Origin of the sequence: Enterobacter cloacae complex sp. P14RS (assembly GCF_014895895.1) — a bacterium.
Classification (GTDB): domain Bacteria; phylum Pseudomonadota; class Gammaproteobacteria; order Enterobacterales; family Enterobacteriaceae; genus Enterobacter; species Enterobacter bugandensis.
Genome location: NZ_JADBQM010000002.1, coordinates 128,495 through 145,064, shown reverse-complemented (window position 1 = coordinate 145,064; position 16,570 = coordinate 128,495). Strand labels below are relative to the sequence as shown.

The 16,570-nt window shown below is 55.4% G+C and carries 12 protein-coding genes; 8 read left to right on the top strand and 4 right to left on the bottom strand.

Annotated elements, in window-relative coordinates:
• Positions 1 to 26: 26 nt before the first annotated feature.
• On the bottom strand, positions 27 to 2,786 hold the full coding sequence (gene barA / locus IM295_RS01830) for a two-component sensor histidine kinase BarA (protein WP_048998526.1): 2,760 nt from the start codon (positions 2,784 to 2,786) through the stop codon (positions 27 to 29).
• A gap of 57 nt (positions 2,787 to 2,843) precedes the next feature.
• On the opposite strand from barA, the gene rlmD reads away from it, so the two are divergent.
• From rlmD to eno, 5 genes are all read left to right on the top strand, one after another.
• Positions 2,844 to 4,142 (top strand): 23S rRNA (uracil(1939)-C(5))-methyltransferase RlmD, encoded by a 1,299-nt coding sequence (gene rlmD / locus IM295_RS01825; protein WP_193066138.1) that lies wholly within the window; start codon positions 2,844 to 2,846, stop codon positions 4,140 to 4,142.
• A 51-nt stretch (positions 4,143 to 4,193) separates the two neighbouring features.
• A complete protein-coding gene (gene relA / locus IM295_RS01820) occupies positions 4,194 to 6,425 on the top strand; it encodes a GTP diphosphokinase (protein ID WP_028014256.1) in 2,232 nt (743 codons plus the stop codon).
• 66 nt (positions 6,426 to 6,491) lie between these two features.
• A complete protein-coding gene (gene mazG / locus IM295_RS01815) occupies positions 6,492 to 7,283 on the top strand; it encodes a nucleoside triphosphate pyrophosphohydrolase (protein WP_193066137.1) in 792 nt (263 codons plus the stop codon).
• A 223-nt stretch (positions 7,284 to 7,506) separates the two neighbouring features.
• Complete coding sequence (gene pyrG, locus IM295_RS01810) at positions 7,507 to 9,144, top strand: glutamine hydrolyzing CTP synthase (RefSeq protein ID WP_028014254.1); 1,638 nt, start codon at positions 7,507 to 7,509, stop codon at positions 9,142 to 9,144.
• Between the two features lie 81 nt (positions 9,145 to 9,225).
• On the top strand, positions 9,226 to 10,524 hold the full coding sequence (gene eno, locus IM295_RS01805; protein WP_006811784.1) for a phosphopyruvate hydratase: 1,299 nt from the start codon (positions 9,226 to 9,228) through the stop codon (positions 10,522 to 10,524).
• A 53-nt stretch (positions 10,525 to 10,577) separates the two neighbouring features.
• Here eno and IM295_RS01800 read toward each other — a convergent pair whose 3' ends face one another.
• Positions 10,578 to 11,687 (bottom strand): SDR family oxidoreductase, encoded by a 1,110-nt coding sequence (locus IM295_RS01800; protein WP_193066136.1) that lies wholly within the window; start codon positions 11,685 to 11,687, stop codon positions 10,578 to 10,580.
• Between the two features lie 357 nt (positions 11,688 to 12,044).
• Positions 12,045 to 12,869, bottom strand: a complete 825-nt coding sequence (locus IM295_RS01795; RefSeq protein WP_028014252.1) for a MurR/RpiR family transcriptional regulator — start codon at positions 12,867 to 12,869, stop codon at positions 12,045 to 12,047.
• A gap of 165 nt (positions 12,870 to 13,034) precedes the next feature.
• Between IM295_RS01795 and IM295_RS01790 the strand changes: the two genes are divergently transcribed.
• From IM295_RS01790 to queE, 3 genes are read left to right on the top strand one after another with little or no spacing between them, the layout of a single operon-like run.
• Complete coding sequence (locus IM295_RS01790) at positions 13,035 to 14,594, top strand: PTS transporter subunit EIIC (protein WP_193066135.1); 1,560 nt, start codon at positions 13,035 to 13,037, stop codon at positions 14,592 to 14,594.
• Positions 14,594 to 15,301 (top strand): N-acetylmannosamine-6-phosphate 2-epimerase, encoded by a 708-nt coding sequence (locus IM295_RS01785; RefSeq protein WP_193066134.1) that lies wholly within the window; start codon positions 14,594 to 14,596, stop codon positions 15,299 to 15,301. Before IM295_RS01790 ends, IM295_RS01785 begins: the two co-directional genes overlap by 1 nt.
• 54 nt (positions 15,302 to 15,355) lie before the next feature.
• Complete coding sequence (gene queE / locus IM295_RS01780; RefSeq protein WP_028014249.1) at positions 15,356 to 16,027, top strand: 7-carboxy-7-deazaguanine synthase QueE; 672 nt, start codon at positions 15,356 to 15,358, stop codon at positions 16,025 to 16,027.
• A 28-nt stretch (positions 16,028 to 16,055) separates the two neighbouring features.
• Here queE and queD read toward each other — a convergent pair whose 3' ends face one another.
• Entirely contained in the window at positions 16,056 to 16,418 is a 363-nt protein-coding gene (gene queD, locus IM295_RS01775) for a 6-carboxytetrahydropterin synthase QueD (protein ID WP_003862700.1), read from the bottom strand.
• Positions 16,419 to 16,570 lie beyond the last annotated feature (152 nt).

Here is a 16,570-nt window from a genome sequence, read left to right as displayed (position 1 = left end):
AAGCGTAGCGCCACCGGGCTTTTACCTCAGCTCCCCAACACCTTCATCGCTTCCCGCGTCACGTTATCCATCTCATCAAGCAGTTCCAGGAACTCCGGTTCAAGCTCCGATTCCGGCGTACCCGCGCGCAGCTGCTGCTCCAGCAGCTGGCAGAGGTTTTTCAGCCGCGGTACGCCGCTGTAGCCGCAGCTGCCGTGCAGCTTGTGGATCGCTTCCAGCAGCTCTTCCGGGTTCTCGCCCACCAGCTGTTCTTCAACCTTATTTCGGATCTCCGGCAGAAACGCGACCAGCATTTGCAGCATCTCTCGCGCTAAATCGGGTTTACCTGCCGCCTGGCGCAGCGCCAGCTGCCAGTCAAAGGTCGCATTTTGATTAACGCTTACCTCAACCGGCTCGCTGAAAACCGTATATGTTCCGCCAATGTGCCCCGGCTTATAGCGTAACAGCAGGTTATGAAGCTTCTCTTCGTCGATAGGTTTCGCCAGGTAATCATTCATCCCGGCGCTCAGTAGCTTCTCTTTCTGACCGGCCATCGCATGCGCTGTGACCGCAATCACCGGGGTTTGCTGCTGATGCGGGAGCTGGTGGATCAGCTCGCAGGCACGAATGCCATCCATGCCCGGCATCTGAATATCCATCAGAATTAAGTCGAACTGCATCTGTTTAGCCAGTTCAACCGCCTGGGCGCCGCTGGTACACAGCTCAACATGCTGAACCTGGTCTTCCAGCAATACGCCGATTAGCTTCAGGTTTGCCGGATTATCATCCACCGCCATCACGCTCATGGGCAGTTTTTGCTCGTCGTTAATCAACGGCAGTGCGTGCTGGCTAAGACGGCAATACTCCGTAAGGGCGGGCAGCAGGCGGGTCGCGGTGAGTGGTTTAAGCAGGCACGCGGCCGCACCGTCGTTTTTCAACTCTTCCGCATTAAGCTGGGCATGGCAGGGCAGCGCCAGCAGCAGATAGTCGGTCATCGACGCGGCTTTCGCCAGCCGCTCCTGCTGCATGGTCAGCTCGCCGGTGAAGGTCACCGGGATCCCCATCAGCAAAATGTCGTAATGATCAACGGCCAGGGCTGAGAAGGTTGGACTGTAAACCACCTCCAGCGGCGTGGTGCTTAAAATATCCAGCGCGCACTGCGCCGCTGCCGCGTTAGGCTCGACGTAGGCCAGGCGCTTACCTTTCAGACAGTCCGTCACCGGGCCGTCGGTCAGCACGTTCGGATTGAGGTCGAGGTTAATATGGAACCAGAAGGTTGAGCCGCGGTTTGGCTGGCTGTGGAAAGAGATATCGCCGCCCATCTCGTTTACCAGCCTCTGCGTGATCACCAGCCCCAATCCAGTACCGCCATGGCGGCGGGAGATGCTGGCGTCTGCCTGACGGAAGGCCTGGAACAGACGCGACTGATCCCGCTCCGGAATGCCGATACCGGTATCGCGGATTTGAACCTCAATCTGCACCTTGTTATTACTGATGGCGCGTTTTTCTACCAGGATGTCGATGTTGCCGCTTTCGGTGAATTTAATCGCATTCCCGACAAGATTGGTAATGACCTGCTGCAGGCGCAGCGGATCGCCAATAACGTTGTCCGGCACGTCGTTTTTAATATTGAGCGTTAGCTCAAGGCCCTTGTCGTGCGACGAGTGCGCGAGCAGAGTCACTACTTCATCGAGCGTACTGCGCAGCGGGAACGGGATGCTCTCCAGAATCAGTTTGCCGGCCTCCAGCTTGGAGAAGTCCAGCACGTCGTTAATGATCGCCAGCAGGTTATTGGCCGAACGTTCAATGGTGTGCAGGTGATCCCGCTGAGTAGGATTCAGCTCGCTTTTCAGGGTCAGGCGGGTAAAGCCGATCACGCCATTCAGCGGCGTACGCAGCTCGTGCGACATATTGGCCAGAAACTCAGACTTAATACGCGCCGCTTCCTGAGCGCGCTTTTTCGCCAGATCTAGCTCAACGTTCTGGATCTCCATCTGCTCCAGCGTTTCGCGCAGGTCAGAGGTGGCCTGGTCAACGTTATGCTGCATCTCTTCGTGATAGGCCGCCAGCGACATCGCCATCGAGTTAATGCCATTTTTCAGCATATCCAGCTCGCCCAGCATAAACCCTTCCACGCGGCTGTCGAGCTGTCCCCGGCGGATGCGGTCAACGGTATTAACCATGTTGCGGATGGGACCCGTGACGTCGCGCATCAGACGCCAGCCGAAGATCAGCGCAATACCAATGCAGAACAGCATCATCACGCCGGAGATAAAAATTTCTTTGTACTGCTGCAGCCGTACCGACTTGAGATCCAGCTCAAGCGCTACATATCCCAGCATGTTATTGCTGGATTTGGCATCGGATTGCGCAGACTCATCGGGTGAATAGCTTTCCGACACGATCGGCGTGCGCAGGATCATGATATCGCCGCGCCGCAACACGGTGAGGTGGCGCGGGAAGGGCGTTCCGTCCGGGATTTTCAGGGCCGCCGGATCGAGATGAAAGTTTGAGGTGACAAACAGGCGGTTATGTTCGTCGTAGACGGAAATGGCACGGACGATATCCGAGTGGCGACGGTGGAGCACGCTGATTAACTGCCCAATGGATTCGCGGTTTTGCAGGTTCATGCCGTACTCGCTGGAGACGGCAAGCGGTTCGATAATGCTGGCGCCTGCGTCCTCCAGCTGTCGCTGCAAATCGTTATAGCGGTGCACCACAAAGAAGATACTCAGCAGCAAACCGATGAGAACGGTGGGGGCGAGGATCAAAATCATCATGCGCGCGCGCAGGCTGTAGTTGGTCATGGCGTTCCGTTATGGGACAATTAAGATAATTATGTTTATGTGAGAAAAATCTCGGCGATGGCGCAATTCTACTCTGCAAAGCGACGCGTGACGACGCGTCAAATCATTACTGTTGAAGCCACGGACCTTGATCCGTTTGGTCAGGGAGTGGCTCGTCACAACGGTAAGACTCTGTTTATAACAGGTTTGCTGCCAGGAGAACGAGCAGAAATTACGCTGACGGAAGACAAGCGTCAGTACTCGCGTGGACAGGTGAAGCGTCGCCTCAACGCGAGCCCGGAGCGCGTGGAGCCCCGCTGTCCCCATTTTGGCGTGTGCGGAGGCTGCCAGCAACAGCATGCGAGCACAGAATTACAGCAAAAAAGTAAAAGCCGCGCGCTGGCGCGCCTTCTTAAACACGAAGTTGACGAGATTATCGCCGATGAGCCCTGGGGCTATCGCCGCCGCGCGCGCCTGAGCCTGAGCTATCAGCCCAAAACGGAGCGGCTGGAGATGGGTTTTCGCAAAGCGGCCTCCAGCGATATTGTTGACGTGAAGCGGTGCCCCATTTTGGTGCCCCATCTTGAGGCGTTACTTCCGGACGTGCACCGCTGTCTTGCATCGCTCGACGGGGTGCGTTCATTGGGCCACGTTGAACTGGTGCTGGCGAACAACGGCCCGCTGATGGTGCTGCGCCACACCGTGCCGCTGTCGAAAAAAGATCGCGAAAAACTGGAACGCTTTTCGCATTCTCATGAGCTTGCGCTTTTCCTCGCGCCGCAAAGCGAGATACTTGAACAGGTATCGGGCGAAGCTCCCTGGTATGCGTCAGACGGGCTACGCTTAACGTTCAGTCCGCGTGATTTTATCCAGGTCAACGACGGCATAAACCAGCAAATGGTGGCGAAGGCCCTGGAATGGCTTGACGTACAGCCCACTGACCGTGTGCTCGATCTGTTCTGCGGCATGGGTAACTTTACCCTGCCGCTGGCGCGCAGAGCGGCAAGCGTGGTCGGGGTGGAAGGCGTTGAGGCGCTGGTGGTCAAAGGCCAGGAAAACGCAGAGCAGAACGGCTTGCAAAATGTGACATTCTTTCATCAAAATCTTGAGGAAGATGTCACTCAACAGCCGTGGGCAAAGCAGGGTTTCGACAAAATCCTGCTCGACCCGGCGCGTGCAGGTGCCCCAGGCGTCATGGCGCATGTTATTAAACTCGCGCCCAGGCGCGTGGTCTATGTTTCCTGTAACTCGTCAACGCTTGCCCGTGACAGTGAGGCGTTAATCAGCGCGGGTTACCAGATTCGGCGTCTGGCAATGCTGGACATGTTCCCGCACACTGGACATCTGGAATCGATGGCGTTGTTCGAGCACATCTAATTTGTTTGGCTTGTCGACTTCGACAGGCCCTGGTCCCTAAAGGAGAGGACAATGGTTGCGGTAAGAAGTGCACATCTCAATAAAGCTGGGGAGTTTGACCCACAAAAATGGATCGCAAGTCTGGGAATTTCCAGCCAGCAGTCGTGTGAACGCTTAACCGAAACCTGGGCCTACTGTCTGCGCACCACGCAGGGACACCCGGATGCCGATCTGCTCTTATGGCGCGGCGTGGAGATGGTTGAAATCTTGTCCATGCTGAACATGGACATCGAAACGCTGCAGGCCGCGCTACTGTTCCCCCTCGCGGATGCGGATGTGGTCAGCGAGGATGTGCTGCGCGACAGCGTCGGCAAATCCGTCGTTGCGCTGATCCACGGCGTGCGCGATATGGCGGCCATTCGCCAGCTAAAAGCCGCGCATACCGATTCCGTCTCCTCTGAGCAGGTTGATAACGTCCGCCGGATGCTGCTGGCCATGGTGGATGATTTTCGCTGCGTGGTCATCAAGCTTGCCGAGCGTATTGCCCACCTGCGTGAAGTGAAAGATGCGCCGGAAGACGAGCGAGTGCTGGCCGCCAAAGAGTGTACGAACATCTATGCGCCGCTGGCGAACCGCTTAGGTATTGGTCAGCTGAAATGGGAGCTGGAAGATTACTGCTTCCGCTATCTGCATCCGGCAGAATACAAGCGCATTGCCAAACTCCTGCATGAGCGCCGTATCGATCGTGAGCACTACATCGACGAGTTTGTCAGCGGGCTGCGCCAGGCCATGAAAGAAGAGAATGTGCGTGCCGAAGTTTACGGTCGGCCTAAGCACATCTACAGCATCTGGCGCAAAATGCAGAAGAAACACCTCGCCTTTGACGAGCTGTTTGACGTGCGCGCCGTGCGTATCGTGGCGGAGCGTCTGCAGGACTGCTACGCCGCGCTGGGGATAGTACATACTCACTTCCGCCACCTGCCGGATGAATTTGACGATTATGTCGCGAACCCAAAACCGAACGGCTACCAGTCCATACATACCGTGGTGCTTGGCCCCGGCGGCAAAACGGTCGAGATTCAAATCCGCACCAAACAGATGCACGAAGACGCCGAGCTGGGCGTAGCCGCGCACTGGAAGTACAAAGAGGGCACTTCTGGCGGGGCACGCTCCGGCCACGAAGACCGCATCGCCTGGCTGCGCAAGCTGATTGCGTGGCAGGAGGAGATGGCCGACTCCGGCGAAATGCTCGACGAGGTGCGCAGCCAGGTCTTTGATGACCGTGTCTACGTCTTTACCCCGAAAGGGGACGTTGTCGACCTGCCGGCTGGCTCCACGCCGCTCGATTTTGCCTACCACATCCACAGCGACGTGGGGCACCGCTGCATCGGGGCGAAGATCGGCGGACGTATCGTGCCGTTTACCTATCAGCTGCAGATGGGCGACCAGATTGAAATCATTACCCAGAAGCAGCCAAACCCGAGCCGCGACTGGCTTAACCCGAACCTCGGTTACGTCACCACCAGCCGCGGGCGCTCCAAAATTCACGCCTGGTTCCGCAAGCAGGATCGTGACAAAAACATTCTTGCCGGTCGCCAGATCCTTGACGACGAGCTGGAGCATATCGGGATCAGCCTGAAAGAAGCAGAGAAATTCCTGCTGCCGCGCTACAACTTCAACGAGCTGGACGAGCTGCTGGCGGCGATTGGCGGCGGCGATATCCGTCTGAATCAGATGGTCAACTTCCTGCAGGCGCAGTTCAACAAGCCTAGCGCGGAAGAGCAGGACGCGGCAGCGCTGAAGCAGCTGCAGCAGAAAACCTATGCCCCGCAGCAGCGCAGCAAAGACAACGGCCGCGTGGTGGTCGAGGGTGTGGGCAACCTGATGCACCATATTGCCCGCTGCTGCCAGCCGATTCCGGGGGACGATATCGTCGGCTTTATCACCCAGGGGCGCGGGATCTCGATCCACCGCTCCGACTGCGACCAGCTTGCGGAGCTGCAGTCCCACGCGCCGGAGCGTATCGTGGAAGCGGTCTGGGGTGAGAGCTACTCCGCCGGTTACTCGCTGGTTGTGCGCGTCACCGCCAACGATCGCAGCGGGCTGCTGCGCGACATCACCACCATTCTCGCCAACGAGAAGGTCAACGTGCTGGGCGTTGCCAGCCGCAGCGATACCCGCGAGCAGCTTGCCACCATCGATATGACTATCGAAATCTACAACCTGCAGGTGCTCGGCCGCGTGCTGGGCAAACTGAACCAGGTGCCGGATGTGATTGACGCGCGTCGTCTGCACGGCGGCTAAACATCCTTTTCCGTAGGCCGGGTAAGGCAACGCCGCCACCCGGCATTTTTTCATCAGGACAGAACTATGACTCAAATCGACCGCCTGCTCGGCATCATGAAACGCCTGCGCGACCCGGAAAACGGCTGCCCGTGGGACAAGGAGCAGACTTTCGCGACCATCGCACCCTATACCCTCGAAGAGACCTATGAGGTGCTGGACGCCATTTCACGCGAGGATTTCGATGACCTGCGCGGTGAACTCGGCGACCTGCTGTTCCAGGTAGTGTTCTACGCCCAGATGGCGCAGGAGGAAGGGCGCTTTAACTTTGACGATATCTGTGCCGCTATCAGCGACAAGCTGGAGCGCCGCCATCCGCATATCTTTGGCGATGCCACCGCAGGAAACAGCGCAGAGGTGCTGGCCCGCTGGGAACAGATTAAAAGCGCCGAGCGTGCTGAAAAGTCCCAACACTCTGCGCTGGACGACATCCCGCTGAGCCTGCCCGCGCTGATGCGCGCCCACAAAATTCAAAAGCGCTGCTCGGCGGTAGGATTTGACTGGGATTCCCTGGGACCCGTGCTGGATAAAGTGCATGAAGAGATCGACGAAGTGATGCACGAAGCGCAGCAGGCGGCGGTCGATGAAGCAAAGCTGGAGGAAGAGATGGGCGACCTGCTGTTCGCCACCGTCAATCTTTCTCGCCATTTAGGGGTAAAAGCGGAAACCGCCCTGCAAAAAGCCAACCTGAAATTCGAACGACGCTTTCGTGAAGTCGAGCGGATTGTGGCCTCGCGCGGCCTGGAAATGACCGGAATTGACCTCGACGCGATGGAAGAAGTCTGGCAGGAAGTAAAACGCCAGGAATCTGATCTCTAACGGAATTTTGCGATCAAGCGCAATTTGTGTGATTTTTTAAATGACAAGCGCTTGATTTGCGTCAAAAACATTTACCCAAAAGGGGCTATTTTCTCACTCCTTATGTTTGTCATGGCCTGGAATGGAGACGGAGAATGAAAGTTTGTGGCGCTCGCCGTGTTCGGGTATACTACTTTCCCGTCCTGGTTATTCCATCGTTTCACCCTAACTTCTCAGGTTCAGCATGACAACGAACTATATTTTTGTGACCGGCGGGGTCGTATCCTCTCTGGGTAAAGGCATTGCCGCAGCCTCCCTCGCAGCCATTCTTGAAGCCCGTGGCCTCAATGTGACCATGATGAAACTGGATCCGTATATCAACGTCGATCCTGGCACCATGAGCCCAACCCAACACGGGGAAGTGTTCGTTACTGAAGACGGCGCTGAAACCGATCTGGATCTTGGCCACTACGAGCGTTTCATTCGTACCAAAATGACCCGTCGTAACAACTTTACGACTGGCCGCATCTACTCTGACGTTCTGCGTAAAGAGCGCCGCGGTGACTACCTGGGCGCGACCGTGCAGGTTATCCCACACATCACTAACGCCATCAAAGAGCGTGTCCTTGCCGGTGGCGAAGGGCATGACGTTGTGCTGGTTGAAATCGGCGGTACCGTGGGTGATATCGAATCCCTGCCGTTCCTCGAAGCGATTCGTCAGCTGGCGGTAGACATTGGTCGTGAACACGCGCTGTTCATGCACCTGACGCTGGTGCCTTACATGGCGGCGGCAGGTGAAGTGAAAACCAAACCGACTCAGCACTCCGTTAAAGAACTGCTCTCCATCGGTATTCAGCCTGACATCCTGGTTTGCCGTTCCGATCGTGCCATTCCAGCGAACGAACGTGCGAAAATTGCATTGTTCTGTAACGTGCCTGAAAAAGCCGTTATTTCAATGAAAGATGTCGATTCCATTTATAAAATCCCGGGCCTGTTGAAATCACAGGGTCTGGACGATTATATTTGTAAACGATTCAGCTTGAACTGTCCGGAAGCTAACCTGTCTGAATGGGAACAGGTTATTTATGAAGAAGCGAACCCGGCAGGCGAAGTGACTATCGGTATGGTCGGCAAGTACATCGAACTGCCGGACGCCTATAAGTCCGTTATCGAAGCGCTGAAGCACGGTGGTCTGAAGAACCGCGTCTCCGTGAACATCAAGCTGATTGATTCGCAGGATGTTGAAACACGTGGCGTTGAAATTCTGAAAGATCTGGATGCTATCCTCATCCCTGGCGGCTTCGGCTACCGTGGTGTTGAAGGCAAGATCGCCACTGCACGCTATGCGCGTGAAAACAATATTCCATACCTCGGCATCTGCCTGGGTATGCAGGTTGCGCTGATCGAATTTGCGCGCAACGTAGCGGGAATGGAAAACGCGAACTCTACGGAATTTGTGCCAGACTGTAAGTACCCTGTCGTGGCGCTGATTACGGAATGGCGCGACGAAGACGGTAACGTCGAAGTCCGTACCGAGAAGAGCGATCTGGGTGGCACTATGCGTCTTGGCGCGCAGGCCTGCCAGCTGTCCGACGATAGCGTGGTTCGCAAGCTGTACGGCGAGCCGGTCATCACCGAGCGCCATCGTCACCGCTATGAAGTCAACAATATGTTGTTGAAACAAATTGAAGCCGCGGGCCTGCGTGTTGCGGGTCGCTCCGGGGACGATCAGTTAGTCGAGATCATCGAGGTGCCAAACCATCCGTGGTTTGTTGCCTGCCAGTTCCACCCGGAATTTACTTCAACGCCGCGTGATGGACATCCGCTGTTTGCAGGCTTCGTGAAAGCCGCCAGCGAGTACCAGAAGCGTCAGGCGAAGTAAAAAAGTTAGAACGGCAACGCGTACCAACGGTACGCGTTGTTTGTCTGGAGTTTTAGTTTAACTTGTACTGAGGAAAATCTAATGTCCAAAATCGTTAAAGTCATCGGTCGTGAAATCATCGACTCCCGTGGTAACCCGACCGTTGAAGCCGAAGTTCATCTGGAAGGTGGTTTCGTCGGTATGGCAGCTGCTCCATCAGGTGCTTCTACGGGTTCCCGTGAAGCGCTGGAACTGCGTGATGGCGACAAATCCCGTTTCATGGGCAAAGGCGTACTGAAAGCGGTTGGCGCTGTTAACGGTCCTATTGCTCAGGCTATCGTTGGCAAAGATGCCAAAGATCAGGCTGGCATCGACAAGATCATGATCGATCTGGACGGTACTGAAAACAAATCTAACTTCGGTGCGAACGCAATCCTGGCCGTTTCCCTGGCGAACGCCAAAGCAGCAGCCGCTGCTAAAGGTATGCCACTGTTCGAGCACATCGCTGAACTGAACGGCACCCCAGGCAAATACTCTATGCCTGTACCAATGATGAACATCATCAACGGTGGTGAGCACGCAGACAACAACGTTGATATTCAGGAATTCATGATTCAGCCAGTTGGCGCGAAAACCCTGAAAGAAGCGGTTCGTATGGGTTCTGAAGTGTTCCACAACCTGGCTAAAGTTCTGAAAGCTAAAGGTATGAACACTGCTGTTGGTGACGAAGGTGGCTACGCGCCAAACCTGGGTTCTAACGCAGAAGCACTGGCTGTTATTGCTGAAGCGGTTAAAGCAGCAGGCTACGAGCTGGGCAAAGACATCACCCTGGCGATGGACTGTGCAGCATCTGAATTCTACAAAGACGGTAAATACGTTCTGGCTGGCGAAGGCAACAAAGCGTTCACCTCCGAAGAGTTCACTCACTTCCTGGAAGACCTGACCAAACAGTACCCAATCGTTTCTATCGAAGACGGTCTGGACGAGTCTGACTGGGATGGTTTCGCATACCAGACCAAAGTACTGGGCGACAAAATCCAGCTGGTTGGTGACGATCTGTTCGTAACCAACACCAAGATCCTGAAAGAAGGCATCGAGAAAGGCATCGTTAACTCCATCCTGATCAAATTCAACCAGATCGGTTCTCTGACCGAAACGCTGGCTGCGATCAAAATGGCGAAAGACGCTGGCTACACCGCTGTTATCTCTCACCGTTCTGGCGAAACTGAAGACGCGACCATTGCTGACCTGGCTGTTGGTACCGCTGCTGGCCAGATCAAAACCGGTTCTATGAGCCGTTCTGACCGTGTTGCTAAATACAACCAGCTGATTCGTATCGAAGAAGCGCTGGGTGAAAAAGCACCTTACAACGGTCGTAAAGAGATCAAAGGCCAGGCATAATTGCTTAAGCCTTAACATGAAAATGCCAGTCGAATGACTGGCATTTTTTTTGGTTATTTAAAATCGACCGCCATCTGCTCGGGAATGGTTAGTCCCCGGGTGGTTTGCACGCAGCGGGCGATATAATCCGTAAAACGAGGTGGCTTCGGCATCCCCATGCTGAGCAGCTTATCGTTGCTGAAGCGCACGTTCAGCGTGGCAAAGGCACCGTATAAGCGCATCGCTCTCAGCATCAGACGTTCGTTGCACGGACCAAAAATGGTTTTCAGTTCACGGCGCATTTTGACCAGCGTTTCGTAGCTGACCTGCGCGTACTTATCGCCAACGGGCGCTTTCTCCAGCGCCTGCGCCATTGCCCGATCGATATCCGCAAAGCGAACGCTGTTCTCTTCCCCGGCAGAAATGTGTACCACTTCCCCCGGACGCGCGTTGCTGCTCAGCAGCATTAACATTGCGTCGGCACAATAATCTACCGGGACAACGTCGATCCGGTCTTCCATCGAGCACATAAACTTCTGCAGCATCAGGCCCATGCTGAAGACCCAAAAGATACTGCTCGACGGCGTGCAGCCGTGGCGGGTATGGCCGACGACGATGGACGGACGGGCGATGAGCAGCGGCAGGTTAGGACATTCCTGGCGCATCAGCTGTTCGATGGTTGACTTCGAATACGTATATTCCACCAGGTGCTCAGCGTTTTCTCTGAATTCCGCACTTTCGGCGACCAGCGAATCCTGCTCCGGCGTGCATGACATTGCGGTGCCTACATGCAGGAAACGCTGCAGCCCTGCGACCTGCTCCATGCGGCGCGCCAGCGCTAGCGTACCCTCTACGTTCACCTTCCAGATCAGCGGGTTATTGCCAAATGACGCAACTGCCGCGCAGTTAACGACATGCGTAACCTGGTCCAGACGGGGATCGTTCAGAAAGGCTTCCGGCTGGCTGAGGTCGCCGATGAGGATATTATCCACGCTCAGGGAGGCCAGTTTCTCCTCTGAAATTTTGAACTTACGCATGTTCTCCTGCACGCGCGCCAGCCCGCTTTGCGGATCGCCGGCACGGGCAAGCAAAAGGAGTTTTACAGATTGATCGCTGGTCAGGATTTTTTCAAGTACTGCACCGCCCAGAAACCCGGTCACGCCTGTAATTAATAACATCTTCATTATTACCGTCTCATTATGATTGATGAGGCGGATTGTAGGCGCGCAAAAGTAAACGGCGTTTAAATAATAAAACGCCGGGACCGACAGCGTCTTAAGCTTATTTTAAGGAAAGGAAATCAGGTGAAAATATTGGACATTGCAGAAGGCGGAAAAATTCAATTTATTCATGTTTTTATTTTAACTTAATGATTTTAATCTGTTTTTGTCTCTTGGGTAGCGCGATGGAAATAATTCAAACTGTAATAAACAAAATAATTTGTTACACCAAACATTTATCATATAAATGAATTGAGCCCTGCTTAAGTAAAATTGAGCAAAATAAAACGCAGGCTATTTTATTTAGCCTGCGAAGGGTTTTCAGAGCAGAAGAGGAAGCGTGGCGCTGGCCGTTTGCTGGCTGACGTCAGCGTAATGACCATCCAGCGCAATCATGGATGTCGTAAGTAATTCGACCAGCAGCATCACCCCAACTTTGGCATTGAGCGCGCCCGCGCTAAGAGGGCCTTCTGGCTTGGCGGCCACCAGCAGCATATCGCTAAGAGACGCCAGCGGGCTGCGGGGCGTGTTGCTGAGCGCCAGAACCTTCACCCCGCGCTTGCGGGCAAGTTTCACCACGTGAAGTAAATCTCGCGTTGAACCGGAACTGGAGATCGCCACCACCAGCGTCTCTGCCGAAAGCGTGGTCGCATTCATGGCTGCGCGGTGCATATCGCTAAACAGCTGTGCGGATTTACCCAGCCTTAATAACTTGTAATGCAGATACTCCCCGAGGATCGCGCTGGCCGCGACGCCATAAATCTGCACGGACTGCGCCTGATGCAGCGCCAGTGCGGCTTTTTCAAGCAGCGCGCGGTCAAGGAGTCTCGCGGTATCCTGCAAAGCCTGCACCGATTCATCCACCACGCTGTCTATCTCATCCCCCGCCTGACGAGCGGGCTGGCCCTGCTGAATATCCAGCGCCAGCGCCATTTTGAATTCGTTATACCCCTTGCACCCCAGCGTCCGGCAAAGACGCGTCACGCTGGCCTCGCTGGTGTGGCTCTCTCGCGCCAGTTCGGTGATGGTCAGGTAGAGCACCCGGGCAGGGTCGCTGAGGACAAACTCACCGAGTTTTTGTTGCGTTGGGCTGTACCCGGAAGCCTCCTGGCGGAGCTTCAGCAGCAGGTTTTCATGGTCCGACATGCCACGTCCTTAATGTGTTTCACTGCGACTAGTGTGGCGGAAAGCGGGGGAAAGATGCCAGTCATTTTAAAAAAGTATGATCGGCCTCCTGGTTTGTGATGATAATTTTCGCTATGAAATATTTATATGGTAAAAATTTTCATCTTTTAATGGGGGGATGAAAAAATGATGCAAATATTCAGTGGCGCTTCGTCGGGTGGATGGTTTGAAAAAGCGCAGCGCTTTGGCAAATCCTTTATGTTGCCTATCGCCTTATTGCCCGCGGCGGGTCTGCTGCTCGGTATCGGCGGGGCGTTATCGAACCCTAATACGCTGGCGGCCTATCCGTTTTTAGATGTGGGCTGGCTGCAGGCCATTTTCACCATTATGAGCAGTGCGGGTTCGATTGTGTTTGCGAACCTCTCGGTGCTGTTTGCGGTTGGGGTGGCCGTCGGGCTGGCAAAAAACGATAAGGGCACGGCGGGGCTGGCAGCGCTACTCGCGTTTCTGGTGATGAATGCCACCATCAACGCGCTGCTGATCCTCACCGGCAAACTGGCGCACGAGAACCCGGGCGCTGTAGGGCAGGGCATGACGCTGGGTATTCAGACGCTGGAAACCGGGGTGTTTGGCGGCGTGGTGATTGGTCTCGTGACATGTGCGCTGCATCATCGGTTTAATAAGATAGCGCTTCCGCAGTTCCTGGGCTTTTTTGGCGGCTCGCGCTTTGTCCCGATTATCAGCTCGCTGGCGGCGATACTCGTTGGCGCGATCGTGACCGTGGTCTGGCCGCATTTCCAGAAGCTTATTTTTGGTCTGGGCGGGCTGGTGGATGCCACCGGTTATCTTGGCACGCTGCTGTACGGCTTTATTTTGCGCATGCTTGGCCCGTTTGGTCTGCACCACATCTTTTATCTGCCGTTCTGGACCACCGCGCTCGGCGGCAGCGAGATCGTCAACGGCCACCTGGTTGAGGGCACGCAGCGGATCTTCTTCGCTCAGCTCGCCGACCCGAACACGCAGCATTTCTATGAGGGCACGTCACGCTTCATGTCCGGGCGCTTTATCACGATGATATTTGGCCTGCTTGGTGCCTGCCTGGCGATGTATCACACGGCGAAACCGGAGAACAAAAAGCGCGTTGCCGGGCTGCTGCTCTCCGCGGCGTTAACCTCATTCCTGACGGGAATTACCGAGCCCATCGAGTTCTCCTTCCTGTTCATTGCCCCGGTGCTCTACGTCATTCACGCGCTGTTTGACGGGCTGGCGTTTATGCTCGCGCACATGCTGCACATCACCATCGGGCAGACCTTCTCCGGCGGTTTTATTGACTTCGTGCTGTTCGGCATTTTGCAGGGGGAGGCCAAAACCAACTGGATGTTCGTTCCGCTGGTCGGCGTGCCGTGGTTCTTCCTCTACTACTTCACTTTCCGCTACCTGATTAACCGCTTTGATTTCGCCACGCCGGGCCGTGAAAAGGAGGCGATGGTTGATGACGTCAGCCTGCCGCAAAGCGAGCGCGCTGCGGCGGTGATCGCCGGGTTAGGCGGAAAAGACAATCTGGAAGAGGTGGACTGCTGCGCCACGCGGCTTCGCGTGACGGTCAAAGACGGCAGCAAAGTGAATGACGCGGCGCTGAAAGCCACCGGCGCGCGCGGCGTTATCGTGCGCGGTAACGGTGTACAGGTCATTTATGGCCCGCACGTCACGATTATCAAAAACGAAGTGGAAGAGATCTTATCGTAATGAAAAATGTACTGGATAACCTGAAGGGAAAACTGGTCGTCTCCTGTCAGGCGCTGGAAAACGAACCGCTGCACAGCCCGTTTATCATGTCGCGAATGGCGCTGGCGGCGGCACAGGGCGGAGCCTTCGCCATTCGCGCCAACAGCGTGGTGGATATCGGGGCCATTAAGCAACAGGTGTCTTTACCGGTTATCGGCATCATCAAACGGGACTATCCAGGGAGCGAAGTATTTATCACCGCTACGATGAGAGAGGTGGATGAGCTCATGGCCGTCTCTCCGGAAATCATTGCCCTTGATGCGACGGCGCGGGAACGTCCTGGCGGTGAATCCCTGGAAACACTGGTCACGGCCATCCGCTCACGTTACCCCTCGGTACTGCTGATGGCAGATATTTCCACCGTAGACGAAGCCGTGACGGCGCAGACGCTTGGCTTTGACTGCGTCGGTACCACGCTGTACGGCTATACGGCGGAAACGGCAGGCCATACGCTTCCGGAGAATGACTGTGCGTTCCTGAAAGCGGTGCTGGCGGTCGTGACGGTCCCCGTGGTTGCCGAAGGCAACGTGGATACGCCCGAGCGCGCGGCCCGGTGTCTGGCGCTGGGCGCGCATACGGTCGTTGTCGGTGGGGCGATCACCCGCCCACAGCAAATTACCGCGCGCTTTATGGCGGCGATTAGCGCGCAAAGCACCGATGGAGCATGACCATCCGACGGGGATCTGCGATACTTATCGTTTATCCCCTTTACTGAGATGACTATGCAGTACCCGATTAACGAGATGTTCCAGACCCTGCAAGGCGAGGGTTACTTTACCGGCGTTCCCGCTATCTTTATTCGTTTACAGGGTTGCCCGGTTGGCTGTGCCTGGTGTGATACCAAACATACGTGGGATAAGCTCGCAGATCGGGAAGTGTCGCTGTTTAGCATTCTGGCGAAAACCAAAGAGAGCGATAAGTGGGGCGCGGGCAGTGCAGAAGACCTGCTGGCCATAATTGGTCGCCAGGGCTGGACGGCTCGCCACGTCGTCATCACCGGCGGCGAACCCTGCATTCACGATCTGACGCCGCTGACCGAGCTGCTCGAAAAGAACGGCTACAGCTGCCAGATTGAGACCAGCGGCACCCATGAAGTGCGCTGTTCACACACCACCTGGGTGACGGTATCGCCAAAAGTGAATATGCGTGGCGGGTATGACGTGCTGTCTCAGGCGCTGGAGCGCGCGGATGAAATTAAGCATCCGGTAGGACGCGTACGTGATATCGAAGCGCTGGATGAACTGCTGGCAACGCTGACGGATGAGAAGCAGCGGGTAATCGCCCTGCAGCCGATCAGCCAGAAAGAGGATGCGACGCGCCTGTGCATTGAAACCTGCATTGCGCGCAACTGGCGCCTGTCGATGCAGACGCACAAGTATCTGAATATTGCCTAGAAAAAAGCCCGGTTTTGCCGGGCTTTTTTTACTCTCCGCGATACACGCAGCCTGCCGTGCAGGTTTCTTTGATCATCACCGCGCTCAGCAGCGGTACCAGCGGCTTCATCTGATCCCAGATCCATTTTGCCAGCACTTCGCTGGTCGGGTTTTCCAGACCCGGAATATCGTTGAGATAGTAGTGATCCAGACGATCGTAGGTCGGCTTAAACGCGGCCTTCAGCTCGGCAAAGTCCATGATCCAACCGGTATGCGGATCAACTTCACCGGTGATCTCAAGACGCACCATAAACGAATGCCCGTGCAGGCGGCCGCATTTATGTCCTGCAGGAACGTGGGGAAGGTGGTGGGCGGCTTCGAAGGTGAAATCTTTAAACAGTGTGGTGGACATGATCGCTCTCAGTAATGCGGAAAAAACCGCCGCATAGTACCGGAAAGCACAATTTTTAGCATTAACTAAAACGGCTCTGAACGGTGAACGCCCGGTATTCAGGGTGATTATTGGTTTTTATTCTTTTATTTCAGATGGTTATTCAATCGTTT